Consider the following 26,215-nt stretch of genomic DNA (forward strand, 5'->3'; position numbering starts at 1 on the left):
GTCATGCCGTATCCGAACCTGCTGCTCGCCGCGGCCCAGGAGACCGCCAGGGACGCCGGACCCGGATGGATTCTGCGCACGGTGATCATCGGCGGAGTGGTGGGCGCCGCCCTGCTCGCCTGGTTCCTGCTGCGCGGCTACGGCCGGGACTGACCCTCCGCCGGCCGCCGCGGGGCGGGTCCGGACGGAGTCGCCGTGGGCCCACGGTGAGCCGCCGCTTACGATGTGGTGGAAGTCTCCGCCCGACCCCAGCCCGGATTGGTCCTGCCGACGATGAGCCTGCACACCACCGCACAGTCCCTGGCCACCCTCGCCGCCGAACCCGGGCACGAGGGCGGTCACGCCAGCCTCAGCCCCTTCGTGACCGGCGGCGGCGCCCTTTTTATCCTGCTCCTCCTGCTCTGGATCACCACCCGTTTCAACCGGGACCGCTGAGCCCCGGCACCCGGCCCCCGGCATCGCGCGGCGCCCAGTAGGGTCTGCACGCATGGGAGAGCACACAGGGCCCGTGAAGCGGCGACTCGGAGTGATGGGCGGGACGTTCGACCCGATCCACCACGGACACCTGGTCGCCGCCAGCGAGGTGGCCAGCCAGTTCCACCTCGACGAGGTCATCTTCGTGCCGACGGGACAGCCGTGGCAGAAGAGCCACAAGACGGTGTCCCCGGCCGAGGACCGGTATCTGATGACGGTCATCGCGACCGCGTCGAACCCGCAGTTCTCCGTCAGCCGGATCGACATCGACCGCGGCGGCAAGACGTACACGATAGACACGCTGCGTGATCTGCGGACCGAGCACCGTGACGCGGATCTGTTCTTCATCACCGGTGCCGACGCGCTCAGCCAGATCCTGACCTGGCACGATGCCGCGGAGCTGGTGTCACTCGCCCACTTCATCGGGGTGACCAGGCCCGGCCACGTCCTCGCGGACCCCGGGCTGCCCGAGGGAGCGGTGTCCCTGGTCGAGGTGCCGGCGCTGGCCATCTCCTCGACCGACTGCCGGGCGCGCGTCGCCCAGGGGGAACCGGTCTGGTACCTGGTGCCGGACGGTGTGGTGCGCTACATCGACAAAAAAGAGCTGTACCGCAACGACCGCTGACGGGGCTGACGGAAAGGGGCACCGGTGAGCGACCGACAGGACGCGTACGGGCCGCAGGACCCGTATGCCCACGACCCGTATGCCCAGGAGCGGCACGGGCAGCAGTCGGGCTACACCTACGACGCCTACGGGCAGCCGGTGTACCACGACGCCGCACAGCCGTCGTACGAGCAGCACTACGACCCGTACGGGCAGCAGGCCGCCGCCACCGCCTACCAGGGCTACGACCCCTACGGCGGCCAGACCGCCCAGGACCACCAGGCCGGCCGGCCGCCCTACCAGGCGCAGCAGGAGTACGGCTACGACGCCTACGGGAGCGGGCAGGCACCGGCACAGCCCGGCTATCCGCAGCAGTACGACCCGTACGGCCCCGCCCAGCAGGACCCGCAGCACCAGCAGGACTGGATTCCGCAGCAGGCCCAGCAGTCCCCGTACGAGCAGCCCTACGGGGAGCCGTCCCGTTACGAGGAGCCCGCACCGCAGCGCCAGGACGGCCCGCCCCGGCCGCCGGCGCAGCGCCGCGCCCCCGACGACACCGACGGGCCGGACGCCGCGGGCCGTCCCGCCGCGCCCGCCGACGGCGGTCCCGAGTACCGCACCGAGCAGTTCTCCTTCATAGAGGAGCCGGACGAGGACTCCGAAGACGTCATCGACTGGCTGAAGTTCACCGAGAGCCGCACCGAGCGGCGCGAGGAGGCCAAGCGGCGCGGCCGCAGCCGGATCGTCGCGCTGTCGGTGGTGCTGGCCCTGCTGGCCGCCGGCGGTGTCGGCTATCTCTGGTGGGCGGGCAAGCTGCCGGGCGTGGCCGCTCCGGGGGCTGATGCGGCCGCCGCGGGCGCCGGGCAGAAGCGCGACGTCCTCGTCGTCCATCTGCGGGACACCACGTCGGGGAACAGCTCGACGGCGCTGCTGGTGGACAACGAGACCACCGACAAGGGCACCACCGTCCTGCTGCCCAACAGCCTCCTCGTCTCCAAGGACGACGGCACCACCACGACGCTCGGCAAGTCCGTCAAGGACGAGGGCACCGAGCCGACCCGGGACTCCCTCAACAGCCTCCTGGGTGCCGACCTCAAGGCCAGCTGGCGGCTGGACACCCCGTACCTGGAGAACCTGGTCGAGACGGTCGGCGGGATCACCCTCGACACCGACGCCACCGTCCCCGGCGCCAAGAAGGGCGCCTCCCCGGTCGTCAAACAGGGCAGCGCCCAGGACCTCAGCGGACAGGCCGCCGTCGCCTACGCCACCTACCTGGGGCCGGGCGAGCCCCAGACCAAGCAGCTCCAGCGGTTCGGCCAGGTCATGCAGGCGACCCTGAAGAAGGTCTCCAGCGACGCCGACGGCGCCACCACCACGGTGAAGACCCTGCTCCAGGTGCTGGACCCGCCGCTCACCGAGGCCCAGCTGGGCAGCTCGCTGGCGCAGCGGGCGGAGCTGGCGAAGACCGGCGCCTACCGGACCACCCTGCTGCCCGTGCAGGCGAACGGGACGCTCAGCCCGACCACCTCGGCACGCGTGGTCAAGGACGTGCTCGGCGGCACGGTCAAGAAGACCACCCCCGACGCGACCGCCCGGGTCGCGGTCCGTAACGCCACCGGCAACCGGGCCGCCACCGGCAAGGCGCAGGTGGCGCTGCTCAACGGCGGCTACACCTTCGTCGACGACGGCGCCGCCGGTGCGGCCGCCGCGTCCCGGATCACCTACGCGGACGCCGCCCAGAAGACGAAGGCGGCGGAGGTCGCCAAGACACTGGGGCTGCCGGCCGGTGCGGTCCGGCAGGGCAAGGGCGCCTCGAACGCCGACATCACCGTGGTGCTGGGGCGGGACTACAAGGGCTGACGGGCCGGACGCGCCGGGCTCCCGGCCGCCACCGGCGGCGTCCCCGGCGGCCCGGCCCCGGCGCTGACCGGCCCGGACACCGGAACCGGCCGGTGGGTCCGGAAACACAGCCGGGAGTGTCGGCGGTCCGTGAGACCCTTGAGGGGTACCTGACCGCCGATCCGGTTGCCCATGGGGACTGCGGCGCGCACCGCGGTTCCGCAGCGCGCCGGCGCCCCTGCCCGGCCGGAGAGGCTGCCCTCGAACCGGAAAGCCGCTTGTGACCGCCACGGACCGCTCCATCGAGCTCATCAACGCCGCCGCCCAGGCCGCCGCCGACAAGCTCGCGCACGACATCATCGCGTACGACGTCAGTGACGTCCTCTCGATCACCGACGCCTTCCTGCTGGCCTCGGCGCCCAGCGACCGCCAGGTCAAGTCGATCGTCGACGAGATCGAGGAACGCCTCAACAAGGACCTCGGCGCCAAGCCGGTCCGCCGCGAGGGCGACCGCGAGGCCCGCTGGGTGCTGCTCGACTACGTCGACATCGTGGTGCACGTCCAGCACAGCGAGGAGCGCGTCTTCTACGCGCTCGAGCGCCTGTGGAAGGACTGCCCCGAGATCGACCTCCCCGAGGAGGCCAAGGCCACCCGCGGCAAGGCCGCCGCGCACGCCGAGGCCACGGCCGGCGAACAGGACGGTGAGCTGCTCTGAACGCCACCAAGAGCGGCCAGGGTCGCCGCATCGTCCTCTGGCGCCACGGCCAGACCGCCTGGAATCTGGAGCGCCGTTTCCAGGGCTCGACGGACATCGAGCTGACCGAGGCGGGCGTCGCCCAGGCGCGGCGCGCCGCCCGGCTGCTCGCCGCCCTGAGCCCGGACGCCATCGTCGCCTCCGACCTGCGCCGGGCCGCGGCGACGGCGGGCGAGCTGGCCGCGCTCACCCGGCTCGAGGTGACGCATGACGCGGCCCTGCGGGAGACCTACGCGGGCTCCTGGCAGGGGCTGACGCACGACGAGATCCTCGCGCAGTACGGCGAGCAGTACACCGCCTGGAAGCGCGGGGAGCCGGTGCGCCGCGGCGGCGGCGAGCTGGAGACCGAGGTCGCCGACCGGGCCGCCCCGGTCGTCCTCAACCACGCCGACAAGCTTCCCGAGAACGGCACCCTGGTCGTGGTCAGCCACGGCGGCACGATCCGCACCACCATCGGGCGGCTGCTCGGCCTGGAGGCCCACCACTGGGAGGGCCTGGGCGGTCTGTCGAACTGCTGCTGGTCCGTGCTGGGCGAGGGCGCGCGCGGCTGGCGCCTGATGGAACACAACGCCGGCACCCTGCCGGAGCCGGTGCTCGGCGACGACGACTGAGCCCGCCGGGCGGCCCCGGCCGACCGGATTTCACATCTGGGCAGGTCGCAGGCTAAAGTTCTTCTTGTTCGCGGCGCCGCCGGGGGAAACCCGGAGGAGCGGAACAAGACCCGGGGCTATAGCTCAGTTGGTAGAGCGCCTGCATGGCATGCAGGAGGTCAGGAGTTCAATTCTCCTTAGCTCCACAACCCGGATGATCCCGTCTCCCTCGCGGAGGCGGGATCTTCTGCGTTGTACGGGCTGTCGTACGGGCCGGGCGCCCCGGCCCGTACGGGGCGCCCGCCGGGTGGCGGTGGGCAACTGTCGTCGGCCAGGGTGGCGCGAAAGGCGGGCCTGACCCGGCCCCCGGTCCGTGGCAGAATCGGACGGCGCCGGCAGGGGAGGAGAGATCGCGATGCCCACGAGCATCCTCGAGGAGGTCAACGACCTGCTCGAAGTGGCCGAGGCGCAGGGCTATGACTGGCTCCCGGAGTACGCGCTCCGTTTCACCTGCCCCGTTGACGGCCCCGTGTGCAGCAGCGACGGCACTGCCCTGCAGTGCCCCTCGTGCGGCTCCTCCCATGTCGCGCAGGTGCTGGGCGACAACGGGGGCGTTTCCTTCGTTTGTACGGCCTGCGGCCACAGTTGGAGCTGATGGATGGGCGCCCACAGCAGGAAATGTGACTGGTGCGGCAGCGGTACGCCGATCGTCCGGGACATGGAACCCGTCAACACGGACTACCAGTACTGGTGCGAGGAATGCGCCCGCGCCCTGGTCATAAAAGGCGACCCCATCGAGACCTACCGGGAGCTCGACGGGGAGCCGATCTACGGGCGACTGCTGGACGAACACTGCACGCTGAAGCGTTTCTACTCGTTCGCCACGTCCTGAGCGGGCCGCCGCGCCCCAAGAGCCGGCGAACGAGCCGGCCTTCCCCTTGACGCCGCCTCAGGCGGGCGTGTGCCGCGTACGGTTCGGGGCAACTCCGGGCAACTCCGGGCGGTTTCTGACGGCTCCGGTCAGGGCGGAACTTCCGTCGGCGGAGCGGACGTTGTGGCGGAGAGGGGACCGTTCCCGTGCAATTCCGCCGTGCGGGCGCACGGTTCAGCCACCGCTGCCGGCGTCGCCGGACGGGCGTGCGGCGCTCCGTGCCACCCCTCTGAGCCGCCACAGCCGGGCCCCGGTGAGCGCCAGCAGCGCGAGGCCGGCGAGCGGATAGCCGGCGGAGAGCAGCATCTGCAGGCCGTTCTGGTGCAGCTCCTCGTGCTGGTGCCAGCGGTGCGGCACCCACCACAGCGCGAACGAGCAGAAGAGCAGCCCCAGTGCGCCGGTCGCCACCCACCGGCGGCGGGCCGCGGTGCCGCTCCGGTGCAGCGCCTCGGAGCCGAGCAGGACCAGCATCGGTACGCACCACACCCAGTGGTGGGACCACGAGATCGGGCTGACCAGGAGCGCGGTCGCCGCGCAGGCGACGGCCGCCCAGGCGCGCTGCCCGCGCAGCAGCGCCCCGACCGCCAGCGCCAGCCCGATCACCCCGGTCAGACCGGCGGCCACGGCCCAGGAGGTGCCCGGGTCGTGGGTGTGCAGCAGCCGGGCGAGGACACCGCGCAGCGACTGGTTCGCGGTGATCTCCACCTCACCGACCCGGTCGGCGGCGTACACGGTCTCGGTCCAGAAGCGGTAGGAGTCACGGGGCAGCACGAGGGCGGAGAGCAGCGCGGTGGCCAGGAAGGTGGCGGTGGCGACGGTGGCCTGCCGCAGCCAGGGGTTCCAGGCGGCGCGGAGCCCCGAGCCGGAGCGGAGCAGCTGCCCGGCGCGCACGAGGCCGGCCAGCGCGAGGAACACCGCGAACAGCGCCGGGGTGAGCTTGATGCCGGCCGCGATCCCGATGCCGGTCCCCGCGAGCCGCCGGCTGTCCCTGCGGGTGAGGTCCCACAGCACCAGCACGGCGATCAGCAGGTTGATCTGCCCGTAGCGCAGCGTCGTCCAGACCGGCTCGCACCACACCACCAGCGCGGAGACCGCGAAGGCCGCGGCGGGCCGGGGCAGCCGCCGGGGCAGGCCGGCCAGCCGCAGCGAGAGGTGGACGACGCCGACGAGCAGCAGCAGGTTGCCGGCGGTGGCGAGGGTGCGCATCTCTGGGACGCCGAGCAGGGTGAGCGGGGTGAACAGCAGGGCGGCGAAGGGTGGGTAGGTGTTGGGCAGGTGCGCGGAGGTCGCCACCATGTCGTAGAGGGACGCGCCGTTGCGGACGGTGAAGCCCTCGGCGCGGTAGACCATGAGGTCGATCATCGTCACGTGCAGCAGGCGCTGCACGGTCCAGAAGACGGCGAAGGAGACCAGGCAGCCGAGGGCCGCCGCGAGGGTCGGGTGCCGGCGGACGAGGCCGCCGCCGGGGCGGGTGCCGCCGGCGTCGGCGGACTGCTCCAGCTCCAGCGCGGTCACGGCGTACGACTCCCCAGGACGTATCGGGCACAGGCCGCCGACAGTACCGCGCGTCGCACCGGAGGGCCCCGGCAGAACGATTTGGCGAAAGCCGGGGAGGTCCGTGTAATGTAGGCGATGCCGCAGCGGGGAACCGGGCGGAAAAACAGAACACGGGGCTATAGCTCAGTTGGTAGAGCGCCTGCATGGCATGCAGGAGGTCAGGAGTTCAATTCTCCTTAGCTCCACAGTGAACGGAGCAGGTCGTCCGATACGGGCGGCCTGCTTCGTCGTGCGTGTGCGGACCGGGTGCCCCGGGGGTCGTGCTCGGCGGGGAGTTCCTCCGGGTCCGCCCTGATGGCCGGTCAGGGGTGCTTCCGTCATGACGCGTTGGTCGTCCGCTTCGTGCCCATTCCTGACCAGTCCTTGTCGTTCCTTGGGCTCATCTTGGTGATCGCATGTCCCTGACATGAACGGTTCACCGAAAGAGTGGCGCATCGCGTGAGCGTGACATCTCACGCCTCCACCGCTCGTGCGGTGCCGCGCACCGGCACGCCGCGCAGCGCGGCACCCCGCAGCGCACCGCTTCGCCACTCAGGGGGTCACATGAGAGCAAGCCGCACCAGATCACCGCGCGCCCGGGCCGGCCTGGCCTGGGCAGCGACGCTGCCGTTGGTCGCCGGCGCGCTCGCGCTCGGCGCACCCGCCGCCGACGCCGCGGGCCACGACGGCGGCCGGCACGCCCTGCAGGGCACCAAGCCCGGATGGGCCACCCGGCAGGCCGACCAGGGCGCCACCGCCGCCTCCACGGCCGTCACCGCCCGCGTCTACCTGGCCGGCCGCGACGCCAAGGGCCTCGCGGCCCACGCCCGCGCCGTGTCCGACCCGCACTCCGCCACGTACGGGAAATACCTCAGCCCCGCGCAGGTGCGTGCCCGCTACGGCGCCACGCACCACCAGATAGCCCAGGTGACCGACTGGCTGAAGAAGTCCGGCCTGAAGGTCACCGGCACCACCAACCGCTATCTGACGGTCAGGGGCGACGCGGCCGCCGCCGAGCGCGCCTTCGCCACCGACCTGCACAACTACCGCAAGGGCGGGCACACTTACCACGCCCCGTCGGCCACCGCCTCCGCGCCCGGTTCCCTGGCCGGTGCGGTGCTGACGGTCACCGGGCTGGACAACGCGCCGCGCCTGGCCAGGCACCACTCCAGCGAACTGCCGCCGCCGGAGGGCGTCTTCCGCAACGCCGGCCCGTTCTCCTCATACTACGGCTCCCGTACCGACACGTCGCTGCCGTCCGCCTACGGGCACAAGGCGCCGTACGCGGTCAAGGGCTACACCGGCAAGCAGCTCCGCGCCGCCTACGGGGCGAAGAAGTGGACCGGCAAGAACGTCACCGTCGCGATCACCGACGCCTACGCCTCGCCGACCATCGCCAAGGACGCGGACACCTACGCCGCCCGCAACGGCGATCCCCGCTACCGCCGGGGCCAGCTCTCCCAGGTCCTCCCCGAGGACTACACGCACGTCGAGGAGTGCGGCGCGGCCGGCTGGTACGGCGAGGAGACCCTCGACGTCGAGGCCGTCCACGCCGTCGCCCCCGACGCCGACATCGTCTACGTCGGCGGCGCCTCCTGCATGGACGACGATCTGCTCGACTCCCTCGGCAAGATCGTCGACGGGCACCTCGCCGACATCGTCTCCAACTCCTGGGGCGACATCGAGGCGAACGAGACCCCGGACGTGGCCGCCGCCTACGACCAGATTTTCCAGCAGGGCGCGGTCCAGGGCATCGGCTTCTACTTCTCCTCCGGCGACAACGGTGACGAGGTCGACAACACCGGCACCAAGCAGGTCGACACCCCCGCGAACTCCGCCTGGGTGACCGCCGTCGGCGGCACCTCCCTGGCCGTCGGCAAGCACGACGCCTACCAGTGGGAGACCGGCTGGGGCACCCGGAAGGCGGTGCTCTCCAAGGACGGCAACGACTGGACCGGCTTCCCCGGCGCCTACAACGGCGGCGCCGGCGGCGGCACCAGCAAGACCGTCGCGCAGCCCTTCTACCAGCGCGGAGTCGTTCCCGACGGACTCGCGAAGGCGAACGGCGGCGGCGCGAAGCGCACCGTGCCGGACATCGCCGCGGTCGCCGACCCCAACACCGGCTTCCTGGTCGGCCAGACCCAGACTCTGCCGGACGGAAAGCCCGGCTACGACGAGTACCGCATCGGCGGCACCTCACTGGCCGCCCCCGTGATCGCGGGCGTCCAGGCGCTCGCCCAGCAGGCCCGGCACGGCGTCGCCGTCGGCTTCGCCAACCCCGGCATCTACCAGCGCTACGGCACCGGCGCCTACCACGACGTCACCGACCACCCGCTCGGCGCGGGCCGCGACCTGGCGGTCGTCCGTGTCGACTACGTCAACGGCACCGACGCGAGCAAGGGCACCACGACCTCGCTGCGCAGCCTGGGCAAGGACAGCTCCCTGCGCGCGGTGGTCGGCTACGACGACGTCACCGGCGTGGGCACCCCGGGCGCCGGCTATGTGAGCTCCTACCGCCCCTGAGGCCAGGGCGCGCCGCAGCCTCCGCCGCCCGGTGGTGCGGCGGCAGGAGGGCGCGGCAACAGGGTGCGGGGCCCGTGGTGGGGTAATCCTCAGCGCGGGCCCCGCACGCCCTGCGGTACCCTGACGCCATGCGTGCCGTACGCCTTCTGCTTAGCGGGCCGCGCTGATCAGTACCGACGGTTGACAGAACCCGTCGGAATCGGCGCGGCTTCCCCTCCTGTGCGAGGGGTCTTTTTGTTTCCGGCGTGCCGGAGAACTGGCGCGTTTCCGCTGGCAGAGACGATCGATGGAGCTTTGAGGACGATGAGCGAGACGACCACCGCTGCCGAGGTCGCAGCGCCGCACCGCTATACGGCCGCGCTGGCCGCCGACATCGAGGCACGCTGGCAGGACATCTGGGAGGCGAACGGGACCTACGAGGCCCCGAACCCGAAGGGTGACCTGGCCGGCGACGCCGGGACGGCGGCCCGCCCCAAGAAGTTCATCATGGACATGTTCCCGTACCCGTCGGGCGCCGGCCTGCACGTCGGGCACCCGCTGGGCTTCATCGCCACCGACGTCTACGCCCGCCACCAGCGCATGACGGGCCACAGCGTCCTGCACACCCTGGGCTTCGACGCCTTCGGCCTGCCCGCCGAGCAGTACGCCGTCCAGACCGGCACCCACCCGCGGGTCTCCACCGAGGCCAACATCGTGAACATGCGGCGCCAGCTGCGCCGCCTGGGCCTGGGCCACGACCAGCGCCGCTCGGTCGAGACGATCGACCCGGCGTACTACAAGTGGACCCAGTGGATCTTCCTGCAGATCTTCAACTCCTGGTACGACCCGGAGGCGGACGCCGCCCGTCCGATCGACACCCTGGTCGCCCAGTTCGAGGCCGGCACCCGCGCCACCCCCGACGGCCGGGCCTGGAGCGGGCTGACCCCTCTGGAGCGGGCCAACATCCTGGGCGAGTACCGCCTGGCGTACGCCTCGGACGCGCCGGTCAACTGGTGCCCCGGCCTGGGCACCGTACTGGCCAACGAGGAGGTCACCGCCGACGGCCGCTCCGAGCGCGGCAACTACCCGGTATTCAAGGCCAAGCTGCGCCAGTGGAACATGCGCATCACCGCCTACGCCGACCGGCTGCTGAACGACCTGGACGCGCTGGACTGGCCGGAGGCCATCAAGCTGCAGCAGCGCAACTGGATCGGCCGCTCCGAGGGCGCCCGCGTCGACTTCCCGGTGGGCGACGACAAGATCACCGTCTTCACCACCCGCCAGGACACCCTGTTCGGCGCGACGTACATGGTGCTGGCCCCCGAGCACCCGCTGGTCGCGGGCTCCGACAACGGCGAGGGCGCGCGCTCCATCGTCCCCGACGCCTGGCCCGAGGGCACCCACGACGTGTGGACCGGCGGCCACGCCACCCCCGGCGACGCCGTGGCCGCCTACCGCAAGCAGGCCGCCTCCAAGTCGGACGTCGAGCGCCAGGCCGAGGCCAAGGACAAGACCGGCGTGTTCACCGGCGCCTTCGCGACCAACCCGGTCAGCGGCGAGCAGGTCCCGGTCTTCATCGCCGACTACGTCCTGATGGGCTACGGCACCGGCGCGATCATGGCCGTCCCCGCCCACGACAGCCGTGACTTCGCCTTCGCCCGCGCCTTCGAGCTGCCCATGCGCTGTGTGGTCGAGCCCTCGGACGACCGCGGCACCGACCCGTCCACCTGGGACGACGCCTTCGCCTCGTACGACGCGAAGATCGTCAACTCCGCCGGTGCGGACATCTCGCTGAACGGCCTGGGGGTGACCGAGGCCAAGGCCAGGATCACCGAGTGGCTGGCCGGCGAGGGCATCGGCGAGGGCACCGTCAACTTCCGCCTGCGCGACTGGCTGTTCAGCCGGCAGCGCTACTGGGGCGAGCCGTTCCCGATCGTCTACGACGAGGACGGGGTGGCGCACGCACTGCCCGAGTCGATGCTGCCGCTGGAGCTGCCCGAGGTCGAGGACTACTCCCCGCGGACCTTCGACCCCGACGACGCCGACACCCAGCCGGAGACCCCGCTGTCCCGCAACGAGGACTGGGTCCACGTCGACCTGGACCTGGGTGACGGCAACGGCATCAGGCGCTACCGCCGCGAGACCAACACCATGCCCAACTGGGCGGGTTCGTGCTGGTACGAGATGCGCTACCTGGACCCCCACAACAGCGACGCACTGGTCGACCCGGAGACCGAGCAGTACTGGATGGGCCCGCGCGAGGGGCAGCCGGCCGGCGGCGTCGACCTGTACGTGGGCGGCGCGGAGCACGCCGTGCTGCACCTGCTGTACGCCCGCTTCTGGTCCAAGGTGCTGCACGACCTGGGCCATGTCTCGTCCTCCGAGCCCTTCCACAAGCTGTACAACCAGGGCATGATCCAGGCCTTCGTCTACCGGGACAGCCGCGGCATCGCCGTCCCGGCCGCCGAGGTCGAGGAGCGCGACGGCGCCTACTACCACCAGGGTGAGAAGGTCAGCCGCGTCCTGGGCAAGATGGGCAAGTCCCTGAAGAACGCCGTCACTCCGGACGAGATCTGCGCAGAGTACGGCGCCGACACCCTGCGCCTGTACGAGATGGCGATGGGCCCGCTGGACGTGTCGCGCCCGTGGGACACCCGGGCCGTCGTCGGCCAGTACCGGCTGCTGCAGCGCCTGTGGCGCAACGTCGTCGACGAGGCGACCGGAGAGGTCACCGTCGTCGATGCGGAGCCGGACGACGCCACCCTGCGCGCCCTGCACAAGGCGATCGACGGCGTCACCCAGGACATGGCGAACCTGCGCTTCAACACCGCCATCGCCAAGGTCACCGAGCTGAACAACCACCTGACCAAGGCGGGCACCCCCGTCCCGCGCACGGTCGCGGAGCGGCTGGTGCTGCTGATCGCCCCGCTGGCGCCGCACATCGCCGAGGAGCTGTGGCGCAAGCTGGGCCACACCGGCTCCGTGGTGTACGCCGACTTCCCGGTGGCCGACCCGGCGTATGTCGTGGACGAGACCGTGACCTGCGTCGTTCAGATCAAGGGCAAGGTCAAGGCGCGGCTGGAGGTCGCCCCGTCGATCTCCGACGCCGACCTGGAGGCGGCGGCCCTGGCCGAGCCGGCCGTGGTCGCGGCGCTGAACGGCGCGGGCATCCGGAAGGTCATCGTCCGTGCGCCGAAGCTGGTGAACATCGTGCCGGCGTAGTCCGCCGGCGGGCGCCCGGGACCGTTCCCGGGCGCCCGGCAGCGGAGCGCCGGGGACGCCGACGCTGCCGCACCGGGCCGGCCGGGAGACCGTTGCGGCCCGCACCGCCGGTGCTCCGCGAGCACCATGGGGGGTTTCCCCTACGGGCAGGTTGGGGGTTCTTCCGGAACCCGCGACCTGCCCGAGCCGTTTACCGTGGAGATACCGGGCGCGGGCCGGAAACCGGCGCCGCCGACACGTTCTGGGGAGAGCCATGGAAGCCGCCGCCGCCATCATCGGACTGCTTTTCGTGCTGTTCGTTCTGGCCGGGGTCTTCGTGACGGTCAAGGCGGTCCAGGCGGCCAAGCGCGGAGTGGACCGCACGGTCGCCCACGCCCGCCGTACCGTCGAGGACACCACCCTCCGGGCCCGCCAGATCGCCCAGCCCGGCGTGGTCGGCGAACTGGCGCAGTTGCGGCTCTCCCTCCGCACCTCCATGCGCTCCACCCAGGAGGTGCTCTACGGGGGATCACCGGACGACGCCTCCCTCAGCGAGGCCATCGGCCTCTTCGAGCGGCTCAGCGCCCATGGCCACGAGCTGGACGACGAGCTCAAGCGGCTCGAACGCGAACCCGACCGCGCCACCATCGCCACCCGCCTCCCGGACCTCCGGGAGCGCCTGGAGCGGATCACTCACTCCGCGGAGTCGCTGCGCTGGGCCGCACGCGACCGTGCACGCAAGTTCGCTGACGACGACCTGGCCTCGCTGAGCGACCAGATCGATGTGGAGTCCGGGGCCCTGCGCCACTGGACCCGGGTCGACGACCTCGCGGACCCCCTGCGCGACCCCGTAGCGGGCCGTGCGGACGCCGCGGGACCGGGAGAGCCGGCGAGCCCGGCGGGAGGCCGGCAGCCGCAGGGGCCCGCACGCGCCGGTGCCACCGGCGGCCCCTCGGACCCCGCCGGCCGGCCGGACGGCGCGACCGAGGCCCGCTCCTGGGGCCCGACGCCCGAGGACCCGCCGGCCATCACCGCCCGGGACCCGCGCACCCAGCCGTCCTACCCGTGGCAGAAGACCCCGCGCCCCGAGGCAGAGCGGCCGGAGGCGCAGCGGACCGAGGACACGACCAGATGAGGCGATAGGGGCTGGGGAGGGGCGAGGGGTGGGGTGGGGGCGGGGCCCCCGGGAGAGGACCCGGTGAAGGCCGGCGGAGGGTCGGCGGAGAGCCAGGTGAAGGGCCATGTCGGATTTGGGCCTCTCCAGTCCCTGGGGGCCTTGAGGGGACGCGTGGGAGGATCGAGGACGTGTGGGACCGCCAGGGGTGTTGACGCTGTCGCGTGGCGCCAGGCACCGGCCCCAGGCCTCGGCGCTGTCTTGCGGTGGGCTCTTGGCAGAGCCTTGGGTAAACCTGGAGGATCTTGGGGAGGGGCCCGCACTGTGCGGCGTCCGTATCCCCGGATAACCTCCCTGTCATGTCCCGCCATGTCGCTATCGTCACCGATTCCACGGCCTACTTGCCGCGGGCGGCTGTCGAGCGTCACCGCATCACGGCCGTACCACTGACCGTCGTCCTGGGGGACCAGGCCCTGGAAGAGGGCACCGAAATCTCCGCGAGATCCCTCGCCCAGGCGCTGCAGAAGCGGCGGCCCGTGACGACCTCCCGGCCCAGCCCCGAGACGTTCGCGGAGACCTACCGCAAGGTCGCGGCGACCGGTGCGAGCGGCATCGTCTCGCTCCACCTCTCCTCGGAGTTCTCCGGCACGTACGACGCGGCGGTGCTCGCGGCCCAGGAAGCTCCGGTGCCCGTGCATGTCGTGGACACCGGAATGGTGGCGATGGCCCTCGGGTTCTGCGCCCTCGCGGCCGCGGAGACGACGGAGGCCGGCGGGAGTATGGACGAGGCGGTCGCCGCCGCGGAGAAGCGCGCGGCGGGTACCTCCGCCTACTTCTACGTCGACACATTGGACTATCTGCGCCGCGGTGGCCGGATCGGCGCGGCGCAGGCGCTGCTCGGTTCCGCGCTCGCGGTCAAGCCGCTGCTCCAGCTGGCCGACGGGCGGATCGAACTGCTGGAGAAGGTCCGTACGGCCTCCAAGGCCATCGCGCGGCTTGAGGAGATCGCCGCGGAGCGGGCGGGCGAGGGCCAGGTCGATATCGCGGTGCACCATCTCGCCGCGGCGGAACGCGCGGAGGCTCTGGCGGAGCGGCTCCGGGAGCGGGTTTCCGGGCTCAACGAGCTGCATGTGAGCGAGGTGGGCGCGGTGATCGGCGCGCATACGGGGCCAGGGCTGCTGGGGGTTGTGGTCTCACCGCGGTGAGAGAGGCGTAGGGGTTTCCTGTGGGTGACGGAGTTATCCACAACTGAGGCTCTGTCCACCGGATTTGCGGCCGCTCGGCGGGATCTGCGCGGGGTGCTTAGCGTCGGTCGGTATGAACTTGCATCGATCTGTGTCATGGGAATGTGCGGGCTCGGCGGGGGCGTTGGGGCCGGGGGCGGTGCCGGGGTGGGCTTCGGGTTCGGTTCCGGGGGCGGGCCCGGGGCCGGGGGTGGCTCTGGGGTCGTTTCCGGGGGCGGGGCCGGCGGCAGCGGTGGCGTCGGCGGCGGGGCTGGGGCCGTTGGGGGTGTCGGGCGGGGCGGAGGCGTTATCGCTGCCGGGTGGGTCGGATGCTTCGGGGCGTTCAGATCCGTTGGCTTCTCCGGGGGTTGGGCGCCCAGTCGGCTCCGCCGGCCCATCGGTGACATCTGCTCCTCCCGTCTCGTCGTCTGCACCGCCTGCCTGGTCAGGGTCGTCTGAGTCACCTGGGGCACCTGTGGGGCCCTCGCTATCCCCGCCATCCGCGCCATCCGCGCCGTCTGCGTCATCCGCGCCGTCTGCGCCGGATCGGCGGGAGCAGGACCGCGAGACGGTACGGGCACGGGCGGCGGCGATCTTCGGCGACGTGGGGGGTGCCGCCGACGCCGGTCCGTCGTCTCCCGGGCACGATCCGCCGGGGCGAGGCCGTGGGGAGCGGGCGTGGTGTGCCGTGCGCGAACGGCTCCCGTTGTGGGTGCAGTTGCGGTGCGGCACCGACCCGAGAGCCCTCGCCGCCCTGGTCCTGGTGCTTGTGGTGGCTGTGGGGTTCGCCGTGCAGCACTTCTGGACGGGCCGTCCCGAGCCGGTACGGGCCCCGGCTGCCGAACGGGCCGGAGGGGCACCCGGCCCGGGCCCGCGGGTACCGCAGCCGCCGTCCGCCTCGTCGACCGCCACTGCGGCGGCGAATGGCTCTCCGGGTAATACGGGGCGGCAGCTGGTCGTCGATGTCGCGGGCAAGGTCAGGCACCCGGGAATCCAGCGGATGCCGGCGGGGTCGCGGGTGGTCGACGCCCTGCGGGCCGCGGGCGGTGTGCTGCACGGGGCGAATATCCGCGGGCTCAACCGGGCGCGGCTGCTGACCGACGGCGAGCAAATCGTGGTCGGCGCGCCCGGTGGCGGTGCCGGGGGCGGTGCGGGCGCCGCTGACGTCGGCACCGGCGGGCCGGGGAGTGGGGCGCCGGGTGCCGGGGGTGGTCCGGGCGGCCCGGTCAGTCTCAGTACCGCGACCGAGCAGCAGCTCGACGCCCTGCCCGGAGTGGGCCCCGTCCTGGCCCGTCACATCGTTGAATTCCGCACCCAGCACGGTGGGTTCACCTCCGTGGATCAGCTCCGCCAGGTGACCGGCATCGGTGACCGCCGGTTCGCCGATCTGCGCCCCCTGGTGGTGCCATGACCGGCCCCCGCGCCACCGTGCACGCCACGGCGGCATCGCCGCACGGTGCCTCGGACCCGCATCAGGAGGGCCCCGCCGATCTGCGTCTCGTGGCGCCCGCGCTGGCGGCCTGGGCGGCCGCGGCGATCGCTCTGGGCGTCCCCGGTGGGGGAGTGGCAGCGGCCTGCGGCGTGGCCGTGGTGCTCGCGGTCGTCACGTTACGGGCGGCTGTGGTGCGGCGCCGGGCCGAGCGTGAACCGGGGGAGGAGCGGCACCCCGGCGCGGCCCCTCACACCGCGACCGGCCGGGAAGGAGCCGAGCCGTCCCACCCCCGAGCGTCCCGCCTCCGGTCGGCCGGCGGGCTCGTGGCCGTGGCCGCCGTGTTGCTGTGTGCCGCGGCGGGGGCCGCTTCCGCCGCGCTGCATGCCTCGGACCTGCGGCGTGGGCCGCTTCCCACCCTCGCGAAGCAGTACGCGCGGGCCACGGTGGAGTTGGAGGTGACCGGCGATCCACGGCTGACCCGCCCCAAGGTGCGGGGCTCCCAACGGACGCCCCCGGTGCTGGTGTTCACGGCCGACGCCGTCCGTGTCACGGCGCCGGACGGTGAGGTCACCGCCGTCCGCACACCGGCCCTGGTGGTCGTACAGCAGCCCGGTGGAAGAGCCGGCTCAGGGAGCGGGCAGGACGGAGCCGGCGGCCGTGCCGACGCCCGTGGGGGCATCGCGTCGGCGTGGCGGGGATTGCTGCCGTCGACGCGGATTCGGGTCGCGGCGCGTGCTGCGCCCCCGCTGTCGTCGAGCGACCAGGTGGCCGCCGTGCTGCGGGTCACGGGCGATGAGCCGCCGGTCAAGGTGCGGGAGCCGGACGCGCTGCAGCGGTTGGCGGGGAGTCTGCGTGCCGGGCTGCGGGAGGTCACCGGCGGACTGCGTCCCGATGCCCGTGCGCTATTGCCGGGCCTCGTGGTGGGGGACACCTCGCGCGTACCGCCGGATCTGGACGACGCGTTCCGTGCCACCGACCTGACGCATCTGCTCGCCGTGTCCGGCAGCAATCTGACGATTGTGCTCGCGCTGCTGGTCGGGCCGCCGCATCTCGCGAGCCGCGCCGAGCGCCGCGGGCTGGCACCGCGTCTGCGACTGTCACTGCGCGGTACGGCAGTCATCGGCGGCGCGCTCGCCCTCGGCTTCGTCGTGGTGTGCCGACCGGACCCGAGCGTGCTGCGGGCCGCCGCCTGCGGCCTGATCACCCTGCTCGCGATCGGCACCGGCCGCCGCCGCTCACTGCTCCCCGCACTCGCCGCCGCCGTGCTGCTGCTGGTTCTGTACGACCCGTGGCTGGCCCGCAGCTACGGCTTTCTGCTCTCCGTCCTGGCCACCGGCGCGCTGCTGCTGCTCGCGCCGCGTTGGAGCGCCGCACTGCAACGGCGCCGAATGCCGCCCCGGCTCGCCGAGGTGATCGCCGCCGCGGCCGCCGCCCAGGCGGTTTGCGCACCGGTCGTCGCCGTGCTGGCGGCCCGGGTGGGCCTGGTCGCCGTGCCCTGCAACCTGCTGGCGGAGCTGGCCGTGGCGCCCGCGACGGTCCTGGGCTTCGCGGCCCTCGCCGCCGCTCCAATCGTGCCGCCGGTCGCCCAGGCGGTGGCGTGGTGCGCGGGCTGGCCCGCCGAGTGGATCGCCGGTGTCGCCCGTACGGGAGCGGCGCTGCCAGGGGCGGAGTTCGCCTGGCCGGGCGGCTGGGCCGGTGGGCTGGCGCTGGCGGCCGCCACGGTGGTGCTGGTGCCGGTCGGCCGCAGGGTGCTGCGCCGTCCCTGGCTGTGTGTGCTCTGTGCGCTGGCGGTGATTCTGGCGGTGTGCCGCCCCGCGCCGTTCACCCGTGTTCTGACCGGCTGGCCGCCGCCGGGCTGGCGCGCCGTGGTCTGCGACGTCGGTCAGGGGGACGGCCTGGTGCTGGCCGCCGGTGACGGTACGGCGCTGGTGGTGGACACCGGGCCCGAGCCCCAGGCCATCGACCGCTGCCTGACCGACCTGGGTGTGCGCCGCATCCCGTTGCTCGTCCTGACGCACTTCCACGCCGACCATGTGGACGGGCTGCCGGGGGCGCTCCGTGGGCGTGCGGTCGGCGCGATCGAGACCACGACCCTGCAAGAGCCTCCGGGACAGGCGCAGTTCGTCCATGCCACGGCTGCCGCGGCCCGGGTGCCGGTCGCCCGCGCCACACCGGGGGAGCGCCGCCGTCTGGGGCCGCTGACCTGGGAGGTCCTGTGGCCGCCCGCCCCGCCGCCGGGTCTTCCCCGCCCCGGCGGTCCCGGCAATCCCGGCAGCCCGGGCAATCCCGCCGACCCCGCAGACCCCGGCGACCTCGACGGTCCCAACGACGCCAGCGTCACCCTGCTCGTCCGTACGGGAGGGCTGACCATCCTGCTGCTCGGTGACCTCGAACCGCCGGCACAACAGGGCCTGTTCGCGGCGCACCCCGAGCTTGGTGGCGTCGATGTCCTGAAGGTGGCACATCACGGCTCCGGCTACCAGGACCCGTCGTTGATGCACCGGCTGGCGCCGCGTCTGGCGCTGATCTCCTGTGGCGCCGACAACCCGTACGGCCATCCGGCACCCCGTACCGTCGCTGCACTCCGCGCGCAGGGCGCCCGGGTGTTGCGTACGGACACCGACGGAGCCATCGCGGTGCTCGGCACCACGGCCGGACTGTCTGCCACGGTCACCGGCCACCGGGTCATGGACCGCCCGGCCGACGGCCCGAGAATCCAGGCCCGTCCGCAGCTCGGTGTGCGCGGAGCCAACGTGCGCGGGGCCGGCGCGCGGACGGCAGGCAACCGCCGCTTCAGCAGGCGTCCCAGCAGGCGTCCCAGGAGATACCTCAGGAGTCGCCCGCGCTCCCCGCCCGGTGGCAGTTGCAGTGGTCGCACACGCCACAGAGGTGGCAGCATCCGCGGGCCATCGCAGCCGGACAAATGGAGGGAAAGCGTCGAATCAGGGTCTGTAGACTCCAGGTTGTGAGGATGAGTGAAGGCGTCGAGTGGGGCCTGCACTGTTGTGTGACGCCGGCCTGGCTCGAAGGGGACAGCCCCGTCTCCATCGCCCGGCCGGCGGCCTCCTTCGACCTGCCGGCGCCCTACCTGAACAAGCGGCTGCAGGTGCCGGTCCGGGCCGGGGTCCTGAGTTCCACGCCCGGTGCGCGGGGCGGCTTCCAGCTGGCCCGGCCGCCGGACCGGATCACCCTCGTGGACGTCGTCGCGGCGGTCGAGGGCGCCGACGATGTCTTCCGGTGTACCGAGTCTGTCGGCAGGGGGGCGCGACGGCGTCCGGCAGGGAGTTCGGGCGGCGCTGTGGCATCTCCACGGCGATGCGCAGGGCCGAGCCGGCCTGGCGGCGTGAGCCGGCCGCGCAGCGCCTTGCCGACGTCCTGGCCGGTACACCCGCCTCGGCGGCGGAACGGACCCGCCGCTGGTTCGCTGCGGAGAGGACGCACACCTGATGGACACGGCTGCCACTGACGCCTACCTGGACCGGATCGGCGCCCGCCGGCCCGCCGCCCCCGACGCCGAGGCGCTGCGTGCGCTGCACCTCAGCCACCTACGGACGGTCCCCTTCGAGAACCTTTCCATCCATCTCGGAGAGGAGATCGTGCTGGCCGAGCAGCCGCTGCTCGACAAGATCGTCGGCGCCCGGCGCGGCGGCTTCTGTTACGAGCTCAACGGTGCGTTCGCCATGCTGCTGGGCGCGCTCGGATACGGGGTCGAGCTGCTGGCCGCCCGCGTGTTCGGTGCCGAAGGGAAGCTCGGGATTCCGTACGACCACCTCGCGCTGCGGGTCCGGACGCCGGACGGGTCATGGCTCGCGGATGTCGGCTTCGGCAGGCACAGCCACTTCCCGCTGCGCTGGGACAGCCGTGCCGAGCAGACCGATCCCGGCGGGGTGTTCCGGATCGAGGAGACGGAGGAGGGCGATCTCGACGTCCTGAGGGACGGCTCGCGCCAGTACCGCCTGGAGCAACGTCCGCGCGCGTACCGGGACTTCGAGGTCGGCTGCTGGTGGAACCGGACCTCGCCGGCCTCGCACTTCACCCGGTCCCTGGTGTGCTCACGGCTGACGGAGACCGGTCGGATCACGCTCTCCGGCCGTACGTTCGTGACCACCGGGCCGGCCGGTGCCCGTGCGGAACGCCAGCTGGACGCGGACGAGGTCCTCGCCGCCTACCGGGAGCACTTCGGGATCGTGCTGGACCGGGAGCCCGTGGTGGGCGAGGTGCCACTGCCCGGGGCGGGAGGCCAGGGTCGCCCGTAGAACCGTCGCCTGCCGTTACTCGGCCTCGCGCCAGCCCTCGTGTTCCGCTGCCAGGTCGTGCAGCCGCTCGGGGTCGTGTACGGCGTCCGGGTCCTCGACGACCACGAGCCACTGCGCGTCCTCGGCGTCGTCCTCACCGGCCAGGGCGTCCCGTACGAGCTGAGGCTCCTCGGCGACGCCGAAGTGTTCGGTCAGGGCTTCGGCCACCTCCTCCGCCGCGTCGCGGTCGGGCAGCACCAGGACGTGGCGCACGGGTCGTACCTCGGGGTGGTGGGGGGCTGCGTCATTCACCGGGCCATTGTCCGACAGCGGGCGGGTGGTCCGGACCGGCAGGGGTCAGGGAGCGGCCGGGCCGGGTTGTCAGTGGCACGTGGGATGCTGGACCGCGATGGCCAGGAAGACAGCTCACGATGACCCGCTCGCCCCCGTCACGATCGCGGTGGGCCAGGAAGACCTGCTGCTGGACCGCGCGGTGCAGCAGGTGGTGGCGGCTGCCCGGGCGGCGGACGCGGACACCGATGTGCGCGACCTCACCCCCGACCAGCTCCAGCCCGGCACCCTCGCCGAGCTGACCAGCCCCTCGCTCTTCGCCGAGCGCAAGGTCGTCGTGGTGCGGGCCTCACAGGACCTGTCCGCGGACACCATCAAGGACGTCAAGGCGTATCTCGGCGCGCCCGCCGAGGAGATCACGCTGGTGCTCCTGCACGCCGGCGGCGCCAAGGGGAAGGGCCTGCTGGACGCCGCCCGTAAGGCCGGGGCGCGGGAAGTGGCCTGCCCCAAGATGACCAAGCCGGCCGACCGGCTGGCGTTCGTACGGGGCGAGTTCCGTACGGCCGGGCGTTCCGCGACGCCGGAGGCCTGCCAGTCGCTGGTCGATGCGATCGGCAGCGATCTGCGTGAGCTGGCGTCGGCCTGTGCGCAGCTGGCCGCCGACGTCGAGGGCGCGATCGACGAGGCCGTCGTCGCGCGCTACTACACGGGCCGGGCCGAGGCATCGAGCTTCACCGTCGCGGACCGTGCCGTCGAGGGGCGGGCCGCCGAGGCGCTGGAGGCGCTGCGCTGGGCGATCGCCACGGGCGTCGCCCCCGTCATGATCACCAGCGCGCTGGCCCAAGGCGTCCGCGCCATCGGCAAGCTGGCCTCCGCCCCCCGCGGCGCCCGCCCCGGCGACCTCGCCCGCGATCTGGGCATGCCGCCCTGGAAGATCGACCGGGTACGGCAGCAGATGCGCGGCTGGTCGGCGGACGGTGTCGCCACGGCACTGCGCGCGGTGGCGGCGGCCGACGCGGGGGTGAAGGGCGGCGGCGACGATCCCGAGTACGCGCTGGAGAAGGCTGTCGTGACCATCGCGCGGGCGGCCCGTTCGCGGTGAGGCGGAGCCGGCGCCCCGGCGCGGGTAAGCAGCGGCAGCCACCTGCACGGCAGCGGTGTGGCGGCGACGCTTACGCGTCCAGAACCCGGCGAATCAAGGCGCCGCAGTGCCCGCGCTGGTGAAGGCGCGCACTCACCAACCCCGCGATCCGAGCGGCCCGTTGACCCGTTGGCCGTTGGTCCATTGATTCGCCGGGCACCGTGATCTGGGGGCGCCGCCGTGACCCGCTGGGCTCCACGAGCCCTCACCGGGACCGCGAGTCCCGGTAGACCCACCGAGCCCCGCGAGCCCCCAGCCCCCCGCCCCTTACTGGGACCGTGAGTTCTGCAGTCGCTGCAGTGTCTCCCTGGCGCTGGTCTTCAGCATGGTCGCGACCTCGTCGTCGGTCGGGGGCTTGGCGGAGCTGCGGCTCGACGTATAGCTCGACCAGGTCGACTGGTACGTCAGCCAGCCGTCCCGGACGCCGAGGAGCACATACGAGCCGGAGCCGGTGCTGCCGTCGCTCTTCCGGGTCACCAGAAACGCCTCGTCGCCCAGGCCCGATACGGCCTCGACCCGATAGCCGACGGAGGCGTCCTGCTTCTCGTAGGAGCGGTAGTTGTCGGCGAACTCGGGGGCGGGGTCGGACTTCTTGTGCAGGGTCGCGGTGTTGTAGAGCCAGGTCGAGGCGTAGTCGGGGCCGCTGGCGCCCTTCTTCTCCAGGGAGGCGTTGCACCACATGGTGTCCAGCGAGGTCTGCTGGGCGCCGCTGTGCTGCGGGTTGGAGTTCTTCGAGGTCGTGCCGGTGCCCTCCTTGGTCTGGAAGCCGGCGTTCTCGAACGGGGTCATCGAGGTACGCGCGCACAGGTCACTGGTGTAGCCGTAGCCCGCGAGGTCTGGGCTGGGCTCGGCGGAGAAGCCGCCGGTGGCGAACAGCACGGAGCCCCAGAGCGCGGAGGCGGCGACGGCTCCGCCGATCGCCCAGAGCCAGCCGGACGTGCCGCGGCCCGCGCCGTCCGGAGCGCCGGGTGCCCCCAGGGGCGCGCCGGCCGCCGGATAGCCGTATCCGGCGGCCGGGCCCTGTGGCGGGCTCTGCTGTGTGTAGGGATTCTGCTGCGCGGGCACCGGATGCTGCGGTGCCGGAACCTGGCCATAGGCGTGTGGCTGCGCCTGGCCGTACGGATTGTTCTGATCCCCCGGTATCGACATGGCCGCAGCGTAGCGGACCCCGCCGACAGTGAACCCGGGAAGAGGACCAGTCAAGAACCGGCCAAGATCCAGCCGGAACCCATCGAAACCCGCCGCACCCGCCAGGAGAACCTGCCGACAGAGCCGGCGGAGAGCCCCAGCAAGCCGCTCCGCGGCCCGGTCACCCCGGCACCCCCCGCCCTGACCGCCCCTCGCTCCTGACCAGCCGCAACCAGCTGGTCACAGCTGTGACCAGCCGCGACCAACCGCCCCACGGCCCAACATCCCCATCGCCCCCGTCACGACGAAGACCCCGCCTCCCCCTGGGGAAGGGGTGAGGCGGGGTCTTCGTATCAAGTTGCTGCGGCTTCGTCGGCGGTTGCCGCCGGGTGAGCCGGGTGCGCCGCACCCGCGTGGCGAACGCAGGCCGTGTGCGGCGCGGTGGTGCACCGGTCAGGGAGCGGAGAGAGGGGCCGCTGAGTCCCTGTCGGCAGGGTTACTGCTTGGATACTGCGGTGGAACGAAGGTCAGGCCCGGATGGGCCGGGGACCTTGCTCCGGAGGAAGATTCAGCCCTTGAGGGACGCGACCTTCTTCGCCAGCGCCGACTTCTTGTTGGCGGCGGCGTTCTTGTGGATGACACCCTTGCTGACGGCCTTGTCGAGCGTCTTGGCAGCGGCGGCCTGGGCGGTGGTGGCCTTCTGCAGGTCACCGGCCTCCACGGCCTCGCGGGTGCGACGGATCGCGGTCTTCAGAGTGGACTTGACAGCCTTGTTGCGCTGACGAGCCTTCTCGTTGGTCTTGATCCGCTTCATCTGGGACTTGATGTTCGCCACGAAAGAGCCTTTTCAGGTTCGTTGGAGTTTCGAGTGGCGCCTCGTACGAGAGAGGGCACGAAGCGCAGTGGACCAGGCTACCAGCACGGTCCACGGCCTCCCAAACCGGACCGGCCCCACCCGGCGCCCGCCGCCCGGTCACCCCGCAAGCACCCTCTGACCTGCGGCCCGCCACCCCGCCCGAGCCCGCCTGCTGCGCCGGCCCGCACCACCCGGCCACGCCCCACCCCCACCGACCCGCACCCCGCGAAGCCACCCCGTCGAAGCCCACGACACCGCTCACCGAAGCCTCCGACGCCGCGCCCGAAGCCCCCCACAACCGCCCGATCCCACCCCCGCCCCCGCCCAAACCGGACCGAGCCCCTCGCTCATGGGACGATGGGGGTGACGTCACACAACCGAGTCCCGCCTACCCGCGTTCACTGAATGGACCCTGCGTGCCCGCGACCCCTACGAACGTGCCGGAGCCGAGCCGTACCGATCCGGCCCTCCTCCGTAACTTCTGCATCATCGCGCACATCGACCACGGCAAGTCGACGCTCGCCGACCGGATGCTCCAGATCACCGGTGTCGTCGACCAGCGGCAGATGCGCGCGCAGTACCTCGACCGCATGGACATCGAGCGCGAGCGCGGCATCACGATCAAGTCCCAGGCGGTCCGGCTGCCCTGGGACCCCTCCGAGGGTGAAGAGGGAAGTGGCGCGACCCACATCCTGAACATGATCGACACCCCGGGCCACGTCGACTTCACCTACGAGGTCTCCCGTTCGCTCGCCGCGTGCGAGGGCTGCATCCTCCTCGTCGACGCCGCCCAGGGCATCGAGGCCCAGACCCTCGCCAACCTGTACCTGGCGATGGAGCACGACCTCACGATCATCCCCGTCCTCAACAAGATCGACCTGCCGGCCGCACAGCCCGAGAAGTTCGCCGCCGAGCTGGCCAACCTGGTCGGCTGCGAGCCCGAGGACGTGCTGCGGGTCTCCGCCAAGACCGGCGTCGGCGTGGCCGAGCTGCTGAACAAGGTCGTCCGCGAGGTGCCGGCCCCGGTCGGCGTCAAGGACGCCCCCGCCCGCGCGATGATCTTCGACTCGGTCTACGACGCCTACCGCGGCGTCGTGACCTACGTGAAGGTCGTCGACGGCACGCTCGGCAAGCGCGAGCGCATCCGGATGATGTCGACCGGCGCCGCGCACGAGCTGCTGGAGATCGGCACGAACTCCCCGGAGATGAAGGCGGCCGACGGGCTGTCCGTCGGAGAGGTCGGCTATCTGATCACCGGTGTGAAGGATGTCCGGCAGTCCAAGGTGGGTGACACGATCACCCAGCTCAACAAGGGGGCCCAGGAGCCGCTGGGCGGCTACAAGGACCCCAAGCCGATGGTGTTCTCGGGGCTGTACCCCCTGGACGGCTCGGACTACCCCGAGCTGCGCGACGCGCTGGACAAGCTGCAGCTCAACGACGCCGCGCTGGTCTACGAGCCGGAGACCTCCGCGGCCCTGGGCTTCGGCTTCCGCGTCGGCTTCCTGGGCCTGCTCCACCTGGAGGTCATCCGTGAGCGCCTGGAGCGCGAGTTCGACCTCGACCTGATCGCCACCGCGCCGAACGTGGTCTACCGCGTCGACATGGAGGACGGCACCGAGCACGAGGTCACCAACCCGAGCGAGTTCCCGACCGGCAAGATCGACAAGGTCCACGAGCCGGTCGTCCGGGCCACGATCCTGGCGCCCAGCGAGTTCATCGGCTCGATCATGGAGCTGTGCCAGACCCGCCGCGGCAACCTCCTCGGCATGGACTACCTCTCCGAGGACCGTGTCGAGATCCGCTACACGCTGCCGCTCGCCGAGGTCGTCTTCGACTTCTTCGACCAGCTCAAGTCCAAGACGCGGGGCTATGCCTCGCTGGACTACGAGCCCACCGGCGAGCAGGTCGCCGACCTCGTCAAGGTCGACATCCTGCTGCACGGCGACAAGGTCGACGCCTTCTCCGCGATCTGCCACAAGGACAAGGCGTACGCGTACGGCGTGCGGCTGGTCGCCAAGCTGCGGGAGCTGATCCCGCGGCAGAGCTTCGAGGTGCCGATCCAGGCCGCCATCGGCAGCCGGGTCATCGCCCGTGAGACGGTCCGCGCCATCCGCAAGGACGTCCTCGCCAAGTGCTACGGCGGTGACATCTCCCGTAAGCGGAAGCTGCTGGAGAAGCAGAAGGAAGGCAAGAAGCGGATGAAGATGGTCGGCAGTGTGGAGGTCCCGCAGGAGGCCTTCATCGCGGTGCTGTCCTCGGACTCCGACGGCGACGCCAAGGCCAAGAAGTAGCGCACGGCCGCGCGACGGCGACAGGGCGCCGGTCCCCATGGCGGGGCCGGCGCCCTGTCGGCTTTCCCGCCGT

General features: G+C 72.2%; 22 protein-coding genes and 2 tRNA genes. 20 read left to right on the forward strand and 4 right to left on the reverse strand.

What is annotated here, in order from left to right:
- Positions 1–3 precede the first annotated feature (3 nt).
- From ACGFN2_RS22930 to ACGFN2_RS22970, 9 genes are all read left to right on the forward strand, one after another.
- Complete coding sequence (locus ACGFN2_RS22930; protein WP_393363257.1) at positions 4–153, forward strand: hypothetical protein; 150 nt, start codon at positions 4–6, stop codon at positions 151–153.
- Between the two features lie 120 nt (positions 154–273).
- Positions 274–435 carry a hypothetical protein gene (locus ACGFN2_RS22935; RefSeq protein ID WP_018088238.1) on the forward strand — a complete coding sequence of 54 codons (162 nt, stop codon included), beginning with the start codon at positions 274–276 and terminating at the stop codon, positions 433–435.
- 52 nt (positions 436–487) lie between these two features.
- The gene (gene nadD, locus ACGFN2_RS22940) at positions 488–1,099 is read left to right on the forward strand and encodes a nicotinate-nucleotide adenylyltransferase (RefSeq protein WP_362606855.1); all 612 of its coding nucleotides are present in this window, start codon (positions 488–490) and stop codon (positions 1,097–1,099) included.
- A gap of 24 nt (positions 1,100–1,123) precedes the next feature.
- Complete coding sequence (locus ACGFN2_RS22945; RefSeq protein ID WP_393363262.1) at positions 1,124–2,938, forward strand: LytR C-terminal domain-containing protein; 1,815 nt, start codon at positions 1,124–1,126, stop codon at positions 2,936–2,938.
- A 259-nt stretch (positions 2,939–3,197) separates the two neighbouring features.
- Positions 3,198–3,632: a ribosome silencing factor gene (rsfS, locus tag ACGFN2_RS22950; protein WP_362606851.1), complete on the forward strand. Its 435-nt coding sequence runs from the start codon at positions 3,198–3,200 to the stop codon at positions 3,630–3,632.
- Positions 3,629–4,282, forward strand: a complete 654-nt coding sequence (locus ACGFN2_RS22955; RefSeq protein ID WP_362606948.1) for a histidine phosphatase family protein — start codon at positions 3,629–3,631, stop codon at positions 4,280–4,282. Before rsfS ends, ACGFN2_RS22955 begins: the two co-directional genes overlap by 4 nt.
- A gap of 112 nt (positions 4,283–4,394) precedes the next feature.
- A tRNA-Ala gene (locus tag ACGFN2_RS22960) sits at positions 4,395–4,467 on the forward strand.
- Positions 4,468–4,676: 209 nt separating this feature from the next.
- The gene (locus tag ACGFN2_RS22965) at positions 4,677–4,916 is read left to right on the forward strand and encodes a hypothetical protein (RefSeq protein WP_362606957.1); all 240 of its coding nucleotides are present in this window, start codon (positions 4,677–4,679) and stop codon (positions 4,914–4,916) included.
- Between the two features lie 3 nt (positions 4,917–4,919).
- On the forward strand, positions 4,920–5,153 hold the full coding sequence (locus tag ACGFN2_RS22970) for a hypothetical protein (protein ID WP_362606849.1): 234 nt from the start codon (positions 4,920–4,922) through the stop codon (positions 5,151–5,153).
- A gap of 213 nt (positions 5,154–5,366) precedes the next feature.
- On the opposite strand, the gene ACGFN2_RS22975 is transcribed toward ACGFN2_RS22970, so the two are convergent.
- Positions 5,367–6,707, reverse strand: coding sequence for a glycosyltransferase 87 family protein (locus tag ACGFN2_RS22975; protein ID WP_362606847.1), 1,341 nt, complete (start codon positions 6,705–6,707; stop codon positions 5,367–5,369).
- A 154-nt stretch (positions 6,708–6,861) separates the two neighbouring features.
- On the opposite strand from ACGFN2_RS22975, the gene ACGFN2_RS22980 reads away from it, so the two are divergent.
- The 9 genes from ACGFN2_RS22980 to ACGFN2_RS23020 all read left to right on the forward strand — a co-directional run bounded on the left by ACGFN2_RS22980 (position 6,862) and on the right by ACGFN2_RS23020 (position 20,456).
- Positions 6,862–6,934, forward strand: a tRNA-Ala gene (locus ACGFN2_RS22980).
- Positions 6,935–7,292: 358 nt separating this feature from the next.
- Entirely contained in the window at positions 7,293–9,251 is a 1,959-nt protein-coding gene (locus ACGFN2_RS22985; protein ID WP_393363267.1) for a protease pro-enzyme activation domain-containing protein, read from the forward strand.
- A 303-nt stretch (positions 9,252–9,554) separates the two neighbouring features.
- Entirely contained in the window at positions 9,555–12,452 is a 2,898-nt protein-coding gene (locus tag ACGFN2_RS22990) for a leucine--tRNA ligase (protein ID WP_393363270.1), read from the forward strand.
- Positions 12,453–12,705: 253 nt separating this feature from the next.
- On the forward strand, positions 12,706–13,566 hold the full coding sequence (locus ACGFN2_RS22995) for a hypothetical protein (RefSeq protein ID WP_393363273.1): 861 nt from the start codon (positions 12,706–12,708) through the stop codon (positions 13,564–13,566).
- Between the two features lie 338 nt (positions 13,567–13,904).
- A complete protein-coding gene (locus ACGFN2_RS23000) occupies positions 13,905–14,750 on the forward strand; it encodes a DegV family protein (protein ID WP_362606837.1) in 846 nt (281 codons plus the stop codon).
- A gap of 1,018 nt (positions 14,751–15,768) precedes the next feature.
- Positions 15,769–16,179 carry a ComEA family DNA-binding protein gene (locus ACGFN2_RS23005; protein WP_393363276.1) on the forward strand — a complete coding sequence of 137 codons (411 nt, stop codon included), beginning with the start codon at positions 15,769–15,771 and terminating at the stop codon, positions 16,177–16,179.
- On the forward strand, positions 16,176–19,169 hold the full coding sequence (locus tag ACGFN2_RS23010) for a ComEC/Rec2 family competence protein (protein ID WP_393363279.1): 2,994 nt from the start codon (positions 16,176–16,178) through the stop codon (positions 19,167–19,169). Before ACGFN2_RS23005 ends, ACGFN2_RS23010 begins: the two co-directional genes overlap by 4 nt.
- 2 nt (positions 19,170–19,171) lie before the next feature.
- Positions 19,172–19,666 carry an RrF2 family transcriptional regulator gene (locus ACGFN2_RS23015; protein WP_393363311.1) on the forward strand — a complete coding sequence of 165 codons (495 nt, stop codon included), beginning with the start codon at positions 19,172–19,174 and terminating at the stop codon, positions 19,664–19,666.
- A complete protein-coding gene (locus tag ACGFN2_RS23020; protein WP_393363282.1) occupies positions 19,647–20,456 on the forward strand; it encodes an arylamine N-acetyltransferase in 810 nt (269 codons plus the stop codon). Before ACGFN2_RS23015 ends, ACGFN2_RS23020 begins: the two co-directional genes overlap by 20 nt.
- A gap of 15 nt (positions 20,457–20,471) precedes the next feature.
- Here the strand turns inward: ACGFN2_RS23020 and ACGFN2_RS23025 are convergent, their stop codons facing one another.
- A complete protein-coding gene (locus ACGFN2_RS23025) occupies positions 20,472–20,708 on the reverse strand; it encodes a hypothetical protein (protein ID WP_393363314.1) in 237 nt (78 codons plus the stop codon).
- Between the two features lie 136 nt (positions 20,709–20,844).
- Between ACGFN2_RS23025 and holA the strand changes: the two genes are divergently transcribed.
- Complete coding sequence (gene holA / locus ACGFN2_RS23030) at positions 20,845–21,828, forward strand: DNA polymerase III subunit delta (protein ID WP_362606805.1); 984 nt, start codon at positions 20,845–20,847, stop codon at positions 21,826–21,828.
- Positions 21,829–22,134: 306 nt separating this feature from the next.
- Here the strand turns inward: holA and ACGFN2_RS23035 are convergent, their stop codons facing one another.
- Complete coding sequence (locus ACGFN2_RS23035) at positions 22,135–23,016, reverse strand: hypothetical protein (protein ID WP_393363285.1); 882 nt, start codon at positions 23,014–23,016, stop codon at positions 22,135–22,137.
- 547 nt (positions 23,017–23,563) lie between these two features.
- Positions 23,564–23,830 (reverse strand): 30S ribosomal protein S20, encoded by a 267-nt coding sequence (gene rpsT / locus ACGFN2_RS23040; protein ID WP_018088219.1) that lies wholly within the window; start codon positions 23,828–23,830, stop codon positions 23,564–23,566.
- A gap of 437 nt (positions 23,831–24,267) precedes the next feature.
- On the opposite strand from rpsT, the gene lepA reads away from it, so the two are divergent.
- Complete coding sequence (gene lepA, locus ACGFN2_RS23045) at positions 24,268–26,142, forward strand: translation elongation factor 4 (RefSeq protein WP_393363288.1); 1,875 nt, start codon at positions 24,268–24,270, stop codon at positions 26,140–26,142.
- Positions 26,143–26,215 lie beyond the last annotated feature (73 nt).

This window comes from Streptomyces sp. NPDC048612 (genome assembly GCF_043199295.1).
Taxonomy (GTDB): Bacteria; Actinomycetota; Actinomycetes; order Streptomycetales; family Streptomycetaceae; genus Streptomyces.